Raw genomic sequence first — 12,715 nt, forward strand, 5'->3', positions numbered from 1 at the left:
CGTACCCGGCGGGCCCCCGTACCCGCCGGGCACCGGCACACCGCGGCCCGGCCGTGAGCTCACCGATCGGCGCGCGGGAGCGGCCTCGGTCCCGCCGGTCGGTGCGCGCCGGTCAGTGCGCGACGGTCACCACGATCTTGCCGATCTGGGCGTTCGACTCCAGGTACCGGTGGGCCTCGACGATCTCGTCCAGCTCGAAGGTCCGGTCCACCACGGGCCGGAAGGCGCCCGAGCGCAGCCCGGAGGCCACGAAGGCCGCGGCCCGGCGCAGCCGCTCGGGCCGGGTGGTCGTCTCCAGCATGGTGTAGGTGCGCATGTTCACCGGGGGCATGCCCAGACCGATCATCGGATAGGGGGTCGGCTCGCCGCTGAGCGCGCCGTACACCAGGATCGTGCCGTCGCCCGCGACGATCCTGGCCAGGTCCGTCACGCCGGGTCCGGCGACGGCGTCGAAGACGAACTCGGCGCCCCGGCCGCCGGTCGCCGCGAGCACCCGCTCGACCACGTCCTCCGACTCGCCGACGACCACCTCCGCGGCCCCCTCCTTCAGCAGCGCCTCCCTCTTGGCGGCGGTGCGGGTGACGGCGATCGGCACGGCGCCGATCCGGTCGGCGACCCGGATGGCGGCCAGTCCCACGCTGCTGGAGGCCGCGTTCAGCACGACCGTGTCGCCGGGCCGCATCCCGCCGACCTCCACCAGCGCGCCGTAGGCCGTCACGTACGGCATCCACACCGCGGCGCCCTCGACCGGGCCGACCCCCTCGGGGCGGTGCAGCACCGCCGCGGCGGGCACGATCGCCCGCTCGGCGTAGACGCCGTAGTCGTTCTGCGAGAACGTCTGCACGGTGCTGACCGCCTGGCCGGGTCGCAGCCCGGTGACGCCCTCGCCGACCGCCTCGACCACGCCGGCGGCCTCGGAGCCCAGCCTAGCGGGGAAGCGCCGCACCGGTTCGATGTAGTGACCGCTGCGGAACAGCACCTCGGCCCGGTTCAGGCCGATCGCGTCCACCCGGATCCGCACCTCGCCCGGCCCCGGCTCGCCGACCGGGGCGTCCTCCAGCCGCAGCACCTCGGGCCCGCCGAGTTCGTGGAACAGCACCGTTCTGGTCATCGCGTCGTCCTCTCGCCCCTCCGCCGGGAAGTGGATCTCCACTCAAGCCCAGAACTACGATGGCTGTCAAACTTTGATGTCCGTCGTAATATGGGTGCATGGACGCCGACCGCATCCCGCCGCATCCCGACGTACGGACGATCACTCTGCAGCAGGTCCTCGACGCCCTCGTCGACCCGGTGCGGCGGAGCATCGTCACGCAGCTGCGCGACGCCCCGGCCGACCTCAGGTGCGGCGGTTTCGACCTCCCCGTCAGCACCTCCACGGCCACACACCACTTCCGGGTGCTGCGCGAGGCCGGACTCATCCGGCAGTACTACGTCGGCGCCTCACGGATGAACACCCTGCGGAGCGACGAGGTCGACGAGGTCTTCCCCGGCCTCCTCGACGCCGTCGTGGCCGCCGACCGCGCCTCCTCCCGCGGCGGCGCACCCGTCTGAGGCCGTCGCGTCCGCGGGCCCGGCGAGGACCACGGGGCCGACCGGCCGAGGCCGGCCGGTCGGCCCCGGCCGTCAGACGCGGAAGCGTCCCACCAGCGCGTTGAGGTGCGCGGAGTTGTGCGCCAGTTCCTCCGAGGCCCACCGGTCGGCCCCGGCCGTCAGACGCGGAAGCGTCCCACCAGCGCGTTGAGGTGCGCGGAGTTGTGCGCCAGTTCCTCCGAGGCCCGCCGCACCTCGCCGATGCTGCCCACGGTCGCCTGCGCGGTGGCGGCGATCTGCTGGACGCTCTGCGCGATGGCGGTCGCGCCGGAGGCGGCCTCGGAGATGTTGTTCGCCATGCTGTCGGTGGTGCTGCTCTGCTCCTCCACCGCACCGGCAATGCTGCCCTGGTGGTCGTTGACCTCGCCGATCACCTGGGCGGTCGTGGAGATCGACGCCACCGCCACGGCCACGTCGCCCTGGATGGCGGTGATGCGCGCGGTGATGTCCTCGGTCGCCTTGGCGGTCTCCTGGGCCAGGTCCTTGACCTCGGAGGCGACCACGGCGAAGCCCTTGCCGGCGTCCCCGGCGCGGGCCGCCTCGATGGTCGCGTTCAACGCGAGCAGGTTGGTCTGCTCGGCGATCGAGTTGATCAGCGCCACCACGCTGCTGACCGCCTCGGACGACTCTCCCAGCCGGGAGATGGCGGTGCTGGCCTCGGCGGCGCGGGTCACCGCGGCGTGGCCGGCGGTGCTGGCCTCGGCCGCGCTGCGGGAGATCTCCCGGATCGAGGCGCCCATCTCCTCGCTGGCGGTGGCCACCGTCTGCACGTTGCCGGAGACCTGCTCGGCCGTGGCCGCGGCGTTGACGGCCTGGGCCGAGGCGTTCTCCGTCTGCTTGCCGATCTCCACGCTGATGGCCGACAGCTCCTGCGCCGCCGCCGAGGAGGCGGCCGCCGAGTCGTTGATCTGGCGGACCAGGTCGGCGATGTTGCCGACGAACCGGTTGAACAGCGTGGCCAGGGTGCCGATCTCGTCGCGGCGGGACTCGTCCACCCGCTGGGTCAGGTCGCCGTCGCCGTCGGCGATGTCGCGCAGGCGCCGCGCCAGGTCGCCGACCGGCCGGGTGACGCTGCGCGTCAGGAACCAGGCCAGCCCGAGCAGCACGACGACGGCCAGCCCGGTGCCGAACAGCACCACGTTCTTGGTCGTCGCCGCGGTCGCCGCGGCCTCCTCGGCCCGCACGGTCAGCAGGGACGCCTCGGCCTCGCGCATCTCGCTCAGGGTGGCGCGGATCTCGTCCATGGTCGCCTTGCCCTTGTCGGACAGCACGACGGCGCGTGCGGCCTCGAAGCCCTCGCCGCGGCGCAGGTCGACGGTCTGCTGCATCTCGGTGAACTTGGCGTCGATCAGCGGGCGCAGGGTCTGGATGCGCTTCTGCTGGGCGGCGTTGTCCGAGGTGAGCTCCGCGGTCTCGTCCAGCAGGTCGCCGACGGCCTTCTTCGCCTCGGTGTAGGGGCCGAGGTAGGAGTCCTCGGCGGTGATCAGGTAGCCGCGCTGGCCGGTCTCGGCGTCCTTCAGCGTCGACAGCACGCCGTCGAGCCTGCCGATGACCGTGTGGGTGTGGGCCACCCATCCCTCGTTCTCGACCAGGTCGACGGTGTTGGTGTAGGAGACGGCGCCGATGGCGCCCATCATGACCAGCGCGGTCACGAACCCGGCGGTCAGCCGGCGGCCGATGGTCCAGTTCCAACCCCACCGTCCGCCGGTGGTCGCTTCCACTACCCGGTCAGGCCTGTCGGCCATCGTGTGCTCTCCCTCGTCAGGTCGGTCGGTGTCGATCCGTCCATCAGCGGCGGCACGGGATTTCCGAGTCTTCTCCGCGGCGAAGCCGATTCTTTGCCCGGTGGAACGACCGAGGTCCTCGGCACCCCCTCCGTGCCGGCCGTCTCCGTCGCGACCCGCTCCGTGCGCCCGATGCGCGCGAAAGTCCGGCCGATGCCGGTGAACACGGCGACCGGAACCCGCCTCCCGGCCCACCGGGCGGCATCACTTCGAGCGGAGACGCCTCGGTTCAGCTGCTTTCGACGACCCGAAGGGGTTCCGGACCGGGAGGGACCGCAGGGTGAGGGCGGCGGCGAGGCAGGCGACAGGGATGACGGGCAGGACGTAGCGGTGGTCGAAGTCGAGCACCGCCACCGGGCCGACGAGCAGGATCGCTGCCACACTCCAGGGCAGCGGTACGGCACGGCGCCGGAGCAGCGCGCCCGCCGCGCCGACGAGCAGGATCGCCGCCAGCAGCGGCCCGCGCAGATACGCCGGGTACTGGTAGGCGACCAGGAAGTCGGCGTACGGCCGGACCGAGTACAGCCCTCTGATGTCCGGGTCGTACTCCCGTTTCACCTTGCCGATCAGCGGCTGCTCCGGCAGCGGCCAGTCACCGTGCCCGAAGCCGAAGGCGGGGGTGACCCGTTTCGGGTGGGCGACGGGAGCCCAGGAGAAGGCGATGGAGGTGTCCTTCGCGACCTCGCGGAGGTAGTCGAGCGGTTGGGCGGCGATGGCCCGCAGGGCGAAGGCCCGAGCGGCCTCGTTGTGGGAGAACCGGTCGCCGGGGAGCCGGTTGAGCGAGGCCCCGGGAGCCCAGACGTACTCCGAGGCGGCGTCCACGACGGTGCCGTTCGGGCAGAGCGCCGCCAGTTCCGGTGGAGGTTCGACGACCGCGCAGTCGGCGAAGGTCATCGTGCGGGCCCAGAGCGCGACCCCGTCCGCGCCGCTGAGCGCGAACCTGCCGTGGTGCGCGCCGTACCAGGCGGCGTAGGCGGCCAGCGGCACCGTTCCGGCCAGGGCCATGGCGACCAGAGGCCGCCACCCGGTGCGCTGGACGGCGAGGACGAACAGGACGAGCAGGAGCAGCGGGAGCGCGACCGTCCGGGTGAGCGCCGCCGCCGCGAACAGCAGGCCCGCCCCCGTGGCGGCCCGTACGGAGAGGCGGGGCGACCACATGAGTGCGGTGAGCCCGGCGACGATCAGGAAGATGAACAGCATGTCCGACAGGACCGCGTGCTCCAACCGGAGGAACGAGGCGTCGAACAGGGCCGGCACGGTCGCCAGGGTCGCGCCCCAGCCGGGCAGCGACCGGCGGCGCAGCAGCGCGTAGACCATCACCCCGACGGCCAGGCCCATCATGTGCTGCACGGCCGCGATCACCTCGACACTGTGCAGCGGCCACAGGGCCCGGAGCAGTAGCGGGTAGCCGATCGGATGGAAGGACGCCGACGGCCGCAGGTGGACGGCCGTGTCCAGGTAGGTGAAGGAGTCGTACCAGTAGAGCTGGGCGGGCCGGTATCCGAGCATGGTCACCACGCGGAGCGCGGCGGCGAGAGCGAGGACCACGGCGAAGAGCCGGTGATCCGCGAGGGCGGTGCGGAGGGCGGGGACGGCTCGGCGGAGCCGGAGCGGTGCGGCTGACGGGGCGTCGGTGAGCACGCGGAATCCGATCGTCGTCGGGAGGCCGGGAGGCGGGGAGGCGGGGAGGGCGGTGGGGGACCGAGAGGGAACCGGCCGGGAAGCCCGGAAAGCGCCGGGAAGGCACACGGGTGGGGACGCGGGCATGCGGAACGGGCCGCGCGGCGCGGAGAGGCGCCCGGGAGGCGGCGGGAGCGCTCAACGGGAACGGAAGCGCTTGACGGGGAACCGGTGACAGGGAGGCGCGGGCCGGGGAGCGGAGGATCGGCCCGCGCCCTCTCAGGAGGCCGGCGGGCTCTGGGAAGGTCCGGGGTCCAGCGGGCCCGTCGGGTCCGGAGAGCTCGACGGGCCTTCGGGGCAGAAGACCTTCAGCGGCCGGGGAGTGCGGTGCGGTGTGGGATTGGCCAGGATGCGCGCGGTGGTCGCCGAGGTCATGAAACCCTCGTATACATACCAGTCACCGGGGACCGAGGGCCGGAACCTCATCTCGGCGTAGGAGGTCCAACTCGGTGTCACGCCGCGCCTCCGCAGCGCCGTCGTCACCTCTTCGACGGTCCTGTTGGCGTACTGGACGCAGTGAAAGATCTGGTGGGGCGCGCCGAGATCCGGCCGGTCCGCGTACTCCTCACCGGGCAGGGCGGCTCGCCCGAGGGAGATCTCCGCGGTGTCCGCGTAGTCCACGGGCACCTTCAGGCCGATCGTGCAGGGGAACAGGGTGGGACACGAGTCGGATGAGTCGACGCTGGTGATGGTTCCCTCGCCGGGTACGATGGTCTGCCCCGACTTCAGCTTTCCCTCCTCGACGAGACGGCGGATGCGCTGCAGTTCACCCTCCTCGCGGACATCGAGCAACCGGCCCACCTCTCCTTCCGAGGCGGGCTCGATGCTGAGCCTGATGTCCAGGCCGAGGGTCCTGAGCTCGGACTCGTACTTCTCCGGATCGGCGTAGAGATCCTTCACCGTGATGACGTAGTGGTCGCCCTCCCGCACGATGTCGAGCGCGGCGGAGGCGGGGGCCGCTCCCAGGGAGCCGGGAAGCACCCAGCCCGCCATCATCACCACGGCGGTGGCGGGCAGCACGAGCCGGCGGCGCCACCGGGCGGGCCGGGTCGTCCGGGCCTGCGGCGGAAGGGCGAACCACCGACGGCGGGCGGGCACGGCGGGTGCGAGGGCCGGGGCCGCAGCGGTGATCTCCTCGAACAGCTCCCTGGCTCCCGGGGTCATGCCGGGGCCGGGATCGGGGGCGATGCCCGCCACGAGGCGGTCGACGTCGTGCATCACGCTTCTCCCCTCGCCAGCGCGACCGCGCGCGAGCCGTACCGGGTCAGGTTCAGTCCGGCGGAGTCCAGTTCCCGGGCGAGCCGCTTGCGGGCCCGATGCAGCCGGAGGCGTACGGCCCCGCGCGAGCAGCCCAGCACGGTCGCGATTTCCCCGGCGTCCAGGCCCTCCCAGCTGACCAGCGCGAGCAGTTCCCGGTCATCGGCGCTCAGCCGCCGGAAGGCCTCCCGCACCCCGCCCCGATCGTGTCCGGCGGCGCCTCCGGGAGCTCCGGCGTCACCGGTGTGCTCGGCCCAGACGGCGAGCTCGGCGCGGAGCCGTACGGCCAGCTCGGTCCGGCGGTCCGCGGCCCGGCGGCCGTTGGCCAGCACGCGCCGGGCCGTGCCGTACAGCCAGAGCCGGGCGGCGTGCCCCTCGGGGACGTCGTCCAGGCGGCGCCAGGCCGTGGTGAACGTCTCGGCGAGCGCGTCGGCGGCGTCGTCGGGGGAGGCGGTACGGCGGCGCACGTAGGCGAGGAGGTCGGGGTAGTGCGCGGTGTAGATCTCCTCGAAGCGCCGCTGGGGGTCGGGGGGGCCCACACTGTCTCCTTCCCTGGAGGGCTCGTCACCCCGTACGTGTCCGGCACCGGAACCCCGTTTCCTGCCTATCCAGATTTTTCCGGAAAAGGTGTCCTGTTCCTCTCGCCTCATCCGCATCGGCCCGCTCCGCCGGAGAGCCGTGCCGTGCCGTCCCGTGCCCGGCCGGGCGGTGTAGGCGGCCGGGCGGTGTAGGCGGCCGGGCGGTGCAGGCGGTCAGGCCGTCTGCCGGGCGGCGGCGCGGCCGGCGGCCCGGCCGGACAGCAGGCAGCCGCCGAGGAAGGTCCCCTCCAGGGCGTTGTAGCCGTGCACCCCGCCGCCGCCGAACCCGGCGACCTCCCCGGCGGCGTACAGGCCGGGGACCGGCCGCCCGTCCCGGTCCAGGGCGCGGGAGTCGAGGTCGGTCTGGATCCCGCCGAGGGTCTTGCGGGTGAGGACGTGCAGCTTCACGCCGATCAGCGGCCCGGCCGCCGGGTCGAGGATCCGGTGCGGGGGGACGGCGCGGCCGAGGCGGTCGCCCACGTAGCGGCGGGCGTTGTGGATGCCCTGGACCTGGACGTCCTTGCCGTAGGGGTGGGCGACCTGCAGGTCGCGGGCCTCGATCTGGGCGCGGACGGCCGCGGCGTCGAGCAGCGGCTCGTCGGTGAGCCCGTTCATCCGCGCCACCAGCTCCTCCAGGGTGGCGGCCACGACGAAGTCGGCGCCGTTGCGCTTGAACGCCTCCACCGGGGCGGGCGCGCCCTTGCCGAGGACGCGGGAGCGCAGGAACGCCCTGCGGTCCTTGGCGGTGATGTCGGGGTTCTGCTCCGAGCCGGAGAGCGCGAACTCCTTGGCGATGATCCGCTGGTTGAGGATGAACCAGGAGTGGTCGTACCCGGCGAGGTCCGGGGTGGTGCGCAGGTGCTTGAGCGTGCCCAGCGTGTCGTAGCCGGGCAGGCACGGCTCGGGCAGCCGCCGGCCGAGGGCGTCGAACCACAGCGGCGACGGGCCGGGCAGGATGCGGATGCCGTGCCCGGGCCAGATCGGGTCCCAGTTGTGCAGGCCCTCGGTGTAGTGCCACATGCGGTCGCGGTTGACCAGCCGGGCCCCGGCGTCCTCGGCGATGCCGAGCATCCGCCCGTCGACGTAGGCCGGGACGCCGGTGACCATGTGCGCCGGGGGACGGCCGAGCCGCTCGGGCCAGTGGCGCCGCACGAGGTCGTGGTCGGCGCCGATCCCGCCGGTCGTGACGATCACCGCCTGGGCGCTCAGCTCGAACGCGCCGACCGCGTCGCGGTTGGAGGCGACCCCGCGGGGGGAGTCGTCGTCGGCCAGCACCGTCCCGCGCACCCCGGTGACCGCGCCGCCGGTCACCACCAGCTCGTCCACCCGGTGCCGGTGGTGGAAACGGAGCAGCCCGGCGGCGGCGGCCCGGTGCGCGGAGCGGGCGAACGGCTCGACCACGCCGGTCCCGGTGCCCCAGGCGATGTGGAAGCGCGGCACGGAGTTGCCGTGCCCGCCGGCGCGCAGGCCGCCGCGCTCGGCCCACCCGACGGTCGGCAGGAACGTGACGCCGTGCCCGGCCAGCCAGGAGCGCTTCTCCCCGGCGGCGAACTCCACGTAGGCACGCGCCCACGCGACCGCCCAGGCGTCCTCGTCGTCCAGGCGGTCGAACCCGGCGCTGCCCGTCCAGTCGCTCCAGGCCAGCTCGAAGGAGTCCTTGACGCCCAGGCGGCGCTGCTCGGGCGTGCCGACCAGGAACAGGCCGCCGAAGGACCAGAACGCCTGCCCGCCGAGGTTGGCGGCGTTCTCCTGGTCGACCAGGACGACCTTCTTCCCTGCGGCGGTCAGCTCGTGGACGGCCACCAGACCGGCCAGGCCCGCGCCGACGACGATGACGTCTGCGTCCATGGGGGGTGCTCCTCACTTCCGGATGTCACCGGACATTCCATGACATCGGGGACCGATGAGGGCCCACCGTATTGGCCCCGCGGGAGCGGAGGCCAGAGGGCGGACGCGATCGCCCGCCGGGGCCGTGGCGCCCACCCGCCGGGGCCGTGGCGCCCACCCGCCGCCATGGATCGTGGCTCCCGCACCGTTTTATCCGCTATTAATATGAATTACCAATTCTTGCGGCTTTCCTCCTATTCAGGGGCGAAGTGAAGGAAGGGAGGCGGGGTTTTTGCATGGAGGTCCTTGCCTTTCGGGAACCCTCGATTGATCATGAAAAGGATTTCCGCACTGGTAACGGGAATCTCCGGCGTCATATTCGGGGGATAGCGATGATGAGACTCGTCAAGAAGAAAGCCGCTCTGGCGGTGCTGGCCGCCGCTGCCGCCACCACCGTGGTTCCCGCCCAGGCGGCCTCGGCCGTGACGAACCCCTACAGGGCCGAGTCGGTGTGCGGTTCGGGCTTCACGAAGGTCCCCGGTGCGATGCGCCCGATGCGGGCGGGCTTCCCCGGCGGGGTCGTCGGTTACCTCTACCTGCTGCACAACCGCGAGACCCGGCAGCACTGCGTGGTCGTCATGAAGGCGACGTCCCTGGGCACCGCCACGACGACCCAGGCGAGCCTGGAGGTCGACTCGGAGAACGGCAACGGGCGCGGCTACAACCAGGCGATCCAGGGCAAGTACCGGTACTACGCCGGGCCCGTCAGGCTGCGGACGGACGGCCGGTGCGTCCGCTACTCCGGCATGATCTACAGCGTGGACGGGACCATGCCGGCCTACGCCGAGGGCACCCACGGCTGCGAGGGCCGGCAGAACTGGGGCTTCCCCGGATCGCCGATGGGTCAGGGCGGACCGTTCGCCCCGATGGACGGCGGCGTCCCCGCCATGCCGGGCCTCGTCCCGCCCGCCCTCGGCGTGTAGCCGGTCTCCGCCCGCTTCCGGTGTGCGGTCGGGCCTCGTCCGTCCGATCCCGGCCGGTGGAGGCCGTGCTCGATCCTTCTCCGGGAAGCGCACGCTTCCGGCCCTGTCCTGGCGTGCACTTCCCGGAAAAGGATCTCCATGCCGTACGGCGCCGCGGCCTCCGGGGAGGGGGCTGCGTTTCGCCCGGAGGCCGCGGTGACCTGTGCTTTCGCGGCGCACCGCGGCCCGGCCCGGTGACCTGTGCTTTCACGGCGCACCGCGGCCCGGCCCGGTGACCTGTGCTTTCGCGGCGCACCGCGGCCCGGTCCGGTCGGTCTCCGGGTGAAGGGCCCGGCTGAAACTTTCATCTCCGCCCACGCGTCCGGAGGGCGCATCGTCCCAGCGTGCGGCGACAGCATGGGCAAGCGCTTTCCGAAGCTCCGTCGCTCCTTTATTGACTCGTGATTTTCGGTCCCCGTAACGTCCGTCTCCACATCGCGGCCGGGCCGTACCGAGTCGGAGGAGTGACATGCGAGACAGCGGAAGGGCGCCCGCCCTCAGGTGCAGGATCAGGGCCGTGGCAGCCGGACTGGCCGGAACGGCCCTCGTGGCGACGGCGCTCTCCGCGCCGGCCGGAGCCGCCGCCGGGACCGCCACCGGAACCGCCGCGGGAACCGGATCCGGGACCGCCGCCGGGACCGCCGCGGGAACCGGATCCGGGACCGCCGCCGGGACCGCCGCGGGAACGGGATCCGGGGCCGCCGGAAGCGCGCTGGCCTGCGGGGACGGCGCCCACCAGGCGGAGGCCGTACTGAGCGGGAGCACGTGGACCGCGCGCAACGGCGGCAGGACCGTCTACACCGGCACCGACATGCGCGCGGCGATGCAGGCCGCGGTGAACAGCCTGACCTCGGGCCGCACGTCCAAGCAGCGGGTCGTCGTGCGGGGCTCGGGATCGATGAGCGCCAACTCCCGGCTCTCCCTGCCGAGCTACACCGTGCTGGACGTCTGCGGCACGGTCAACGTCACCGGCTCGGGCAGCGGCGACCAGGCCGTGGTGTACGCCAGAGGCGTGACCGACGTCGAGGTGCAGAACCTCAAGGTCACCGGTGTCCCCCGCTACGGGATCTTCGTCCGCAACGGCGTGAACGTCACGCTCGGCCAGATCGACATGCGCCTGTCCAGCGGCCTCGGCGTCCGGATCGACAACCACGGCGACCGGAGCGTCCGGACCCGCAACGTCCGGATCGGCAGCGTCTACGTCTCCGGCTCCAGCTCGCACGCCGTCGAGACCTACGGCGTGGACGGTCTGACGATCGGCACCGTGACGGCCCGTGACACCGGCGAGTCCGGGCTGCTGCTGAACGACACCACCAACGCCACGGTGACCAAGGTCGACGCCCAGGGCGCCGGGACCGGCACCGGTTACGCGGCCTTCCGCATGGCCAACCGGAACGGCCGGATCGGCGGTTCCTACCCGGTGAACATCCGGGTCGGCGAGGTCGTCGCCCGCGGCGGCGGACGCGGCGTCTTCTGCGTCTCGGAGAGCGGCGGCGCGGTCATCGACCGGGTGGACATCGCCCGGACGGGCAGCAACTCCATCCTGATCGAGAACTGCCACAACGTCACCGTCGCCGCGCAGAGCGGCACCGTCACCGGCCCCGGCGACATCCGGCTCGCCTCCCGGACCGAGTTCCCCAAGAACTCCGGCATCACCATCCAGAACCTGCGGGTGACGAACTCGGCCATCATCGAGAAGCCCTGCGGCACCGACACCCGGATCCGCAACAACACCCTGGTCAACAGCGAGCAGACCGTCTGCTGACCCGCCCCCGGTGCCGACCGGCCGGTCCTCCGCGATCTCAGGGGCGGGAACAGGCCGGTCACGGCCGTCCGACCCGTGTCCGTACGGCAGGCAGGCGGTCGTCATCTTCCGGAGCGGGACGCGGCCACGTAGTTTCCGTATACGGCCACGGATGTCGGGTGGCCGCGCCGATCTGCCGACCGGAAGGCGAGGGAACGATGCCGGAGCGGATGAGAAGCCACTGGTGGTGGCGTCCGGGCTGGCGGGCCGGACGGGAACTGTACGCCGTGCACACCACCTTCGGCGGCCAGGACGGTCTGCACGATCTCGTCCGCGCCTGGCAGGAACCGCTCCGCGGTCTTCCCGGGCTCGACGTCCTGCCGATCGAGTGGCTCCACCTGACCATGCAGGGGCTCGGCTTCACCGATGAGGTCGAGGACGTGGACGCGATCGCGGAGGCCGTACGGCTCCGCCTCGCCGAGGTCGAGCCGGCGCGCCTGACCTTCGACCGGCCCGTGGTGGACCCCGAGTCCGTGCAGTTCCGGCCGTTGCCGGCGGAGGGCATCGACCGGGCCCGCCGCGCCGTACGGCAGGGCGTCCGGGAGGTCCGGGGCGAGGTGGACGAGGACGACGGCTGGACGCCGCACATGAGCATCGCCTACAGCGACGCGGACGGACCGGCCGAGCCGTACGAGCGGGCGCTCGCCACCGTGACCGCCGCCCCGGCCACCATCACCGTCCGGCGGATCCAGCTGATCGTCATCCGGCGCGACGGCCACCTCTACCGCTGGAAGGTCCACACCCCGCTGGACCTCGCCGGGTGACCTCCGGGTCGCGGGCGAAGTCCTCGTCGACGTCGCGGATCGTCCCGGATCGCCTTGTGACGGTACGGCGACGTCGCGGATCGTCCCGGGTCGCCTTGTGGTCGAAGTTGTTCGGCCGGATGATCGTCCACTCCACCCCCGAACCGCGTACGGCCTGCTCCGCGGCGATCATCCCCTGGCCGAAGTCGCCGCCGGCCGCGTGCTCGATGCCCCGCCCGGACAGCGCCACGAACCGGCGGACGCCCGCGTCCACCGCCCGCACGGTCCGGCCCGCCTCCCGCAGCCGCCGCACCACCCGCCGCCCGGTCTTGCCGGTGCCGCCCAGTACCAGGATCCGATCCGCATGTGCCGTCGTCATGCCGTCGAGTCAACCGCCCGGCGCGGGCACCGGGCCATGGCCGTCCGTACG

General features: G+C 72.7%; 11 protein-coding genes. 4 read left to right on the plus strand and 7 right to left on the minus strand.

What is annotated here, in order from left to right; genetic code table 11:
- Nucleotides 1-112: 112 nt before the first annotated feature.
- A complete protein-coding gene (locus HS045_RS11550) occupies nucleotides 113-1,111 on the minus strand; it encodes a zinc-dependent alcohol dehydrogenase family protein (protein ID WP_196451262.1) in 999 nt (332 codons plus the stop codon).
- Nucleotides 1,112-1,209: 98 nt separating this feature from the next.
- Here HS045_RS11550 and HS045_RS11555 point away from each other — a divergent pair, with 98 nt between their 5' ends.
- Entirely contained in the window at nucleotides 1,210-1,551 is a 342-nt protein-coding gene (locus HS045_RS11555; RefSeq protein WP_196451263.1) for a helix-turn-helix transcriptional regulator, read from the plus strand.
- Nucleotides 1,552-1,709: 158 nt separating this feature from the next.
- Here HS045_RS11555 and HS045_RS11560 read toward each other — a convergent pair whose 3' ends face one another.
- The 5 genes from HS045_RS11560 to HS045_RS11580 all read right to left on the minus strand — a co-directional run bounded on the left by HS045_RS11560 (nucleotide 1,710) and on the right by HS045_RS11580 (nucleotide 8,737).
- Entirely contained in the window at nucleotides 1,710-3,335 is a 1,626-nt protein-coding gene (locus HS045_RS11560; RefSeq protein WP_196451264.1) for a methyl-accepting chemotaxis protein, read from the minus strand.
- Between the two features lie 243 nt (nucleotides 3,336-3,578).
- Entirely contained in the window at nucleotides 3,579-5,015 is a 1,437-nt protein-coding gene (locus HS045_RS11565; protein WP_230884002.1) for a hypothetical protein, read from the minus strand.
- A 258-nt stretch (nucleotides 5,016-5,273) separates the two neighbouring features.
- Nucleotides 5,274-6,272 carry a hypothetical protein gene (locus HS045_RS11570; RefSeq protein ID WP_196451265.1) on the minus strand — a complete coding sequence of 333 codons (999 nt, stop codon included), beginning with the start codon at nucleotides 6,270-6,272 and terminating at the stop codon, nucleotides 5,274-5,276.
- Nucleotides 6,272-6,850, minus strand: coding sequence for an RNA polymerase sigma factor (locus tag HS045_RS11575; RefSeq protein WP_196451266.1), 579 nt, complete (start codon nucleotides 6,848-6,850; stop codon nucleotides 6,272-6,274). Before HS045_RS11575 ends, HS045_RS11570 begins: the two co-directional genes overlap by 1 nt.
- A gap of 213 nt (nucleotides 6,851-7,063) precedes the next feature.
- Nucleotides 7,064-8,737 carry an FAD-binding dehydrogenase gene (locus HS045_RS11580; protein ID WP_196451267.1) on the minus strand — a complete coding sequence of 558 codons (1,674 nt, stop codon included), beginning with the start codon at nucleotides 8,735-8,737 and terminating at the stop codon, nucleotides 7,064-7,066.
- A 371-nt stretch (nucleotides 8,738-9,108) separates the two neighbouring features.
- On the opposite strand from HS045_RS11580, the gene HS045_RS11585 reads away from it, so the two are divergent.
- The 3 genes from HS045_RS11585 (at nucleotide 9,109) to HS045_RS11595 (ending at nucleotide 12,306) form a co-directional block, all read left to right on the plus strand.
- Nucleotides 9,109-9,699, plus strand: coding sequence for a hypothetical protein (locus HS045_RS11585; RefSeq protein WP_196451268.1), 591 nt, complete (start codon nucleotides 9,109-9,111; stop codon nucleotides 9,697-9,699).
- A gap of 556 nt (nucleotides 9,700-10,255) precedes the next feature.
- Nucleotides 10,256-11,503: a right-handed parallel beta-helix repeat-containing protein gene (locus tag HS045_RS11590; RefSeq protein WP_307827474.1), complete on the plus strand. Its 1,248-nt coding sequence runs from the start codon at nucleotides 10,256-10,258 to the stop codon at nucleotides 11,501-11,503.
- A 209-nt stretch (nucleotides 11,504-11,712) separates the two neighbouring features.
- Nucleotides 11,713-12,306 (plus strand): 2'-5' RNA ligase family protein, encoded by a 594-nt coding sequence (locus HS045_RS11595; protein WP_196451270.1) that lies wholly within the window; start codon nucleotides 11,713-11,715, stop codon nucleotides 12,304-12,306.
- On the opposite strand, the gene HS045_RS35385 is transcribed toward HS045_RS11595, so the two are convergent.
- Nucleotides 12,242-12,664, minus strand: coding sequence for an SDR family oxidoreductase (locus HS045_RS35385; protein ID WP_255531802.1), 423 nt, complete (start codon nucleotides 12,662-12,664; stop codon nucleotides 12,242-12,244). The two genes, HS045_RS11595 and HS045_RS35385, sit on opposite strands and share 65 nt — an antisense overlap.
- Between the last annotated feature and the right edge of the window lie 51 nt (nucleotides 12,665-12,715).

The organism is Planomonospora sp. ID82291 (assembly GCF_015711645.1).
In the GTDB taxonomy this organism is placed as follows: Bacteria; Actinomycetota; Actinomycetes; order Streptosporangiales; family Streptosporangiaceae; genus Planomonospora.

Excerpts from the sequence above, each read along its gene's own strand:
- HS045_RS11580 (WP_196451267.1), bottom strand. The coding sequence starts at position 8,737 with ATGGACGCAGACGTCATCGTCGTCGGCGCGGGCCTGGCCGGTCTGGTG.
- HS045_RS11585 (WP_196451268.1), top strand. The coding sequence starts at position 9,109 with ATGATGAGACTCGTCAAGAAGAAAGCCGCTCTGGCGGTGCTGGCCGCC.
- HS045_RS11570 (WP_196451265.1), bottom strand. The coding sequence starts at position 6,272 with ATGCACGACGTCGACCGCCTCGTGGCGGGCATCGCCCCCGATCCCGGC.
- HS045_RS11555 (WP_196451263.1), top strand. The coding sequence starts at position 1,210 with ATGGACGCCGACCGCATCCCGCCGCATCCCGACGTACGGACGATCACT.
- HS045_RS35385 (WP_255531802.1), bottom strand. The coding sequence starts at position 12,664 with ATGACGACGGCACATGCGGATCGGATCCTGGTACTGGGCGGCACCGGC.
- HS045_RS11595 (WP_196451270.1), top strand. The coding sequence starts at position 11,713 with ATGAGAAGCCACTGGTGGTGGCGTCCGGGCTGGCGGGCCGGACGGGAA.
- HS045_RS11560 (WP_196451264.1), bottom strand. The coding sequence starts at position 3,335 with ATGGCCGACAGGCCTGACCGGGTAGTGGAAGCGACCACCGGCGGACGG.
- HS045_RS11550 (WP_196451262.1), bottom strand. The coding sequence starts at position 1,111 with ATGACCAGAACGGTGCTGTTCCACGAACTCGGCGGGCCCGAGGTGCTG.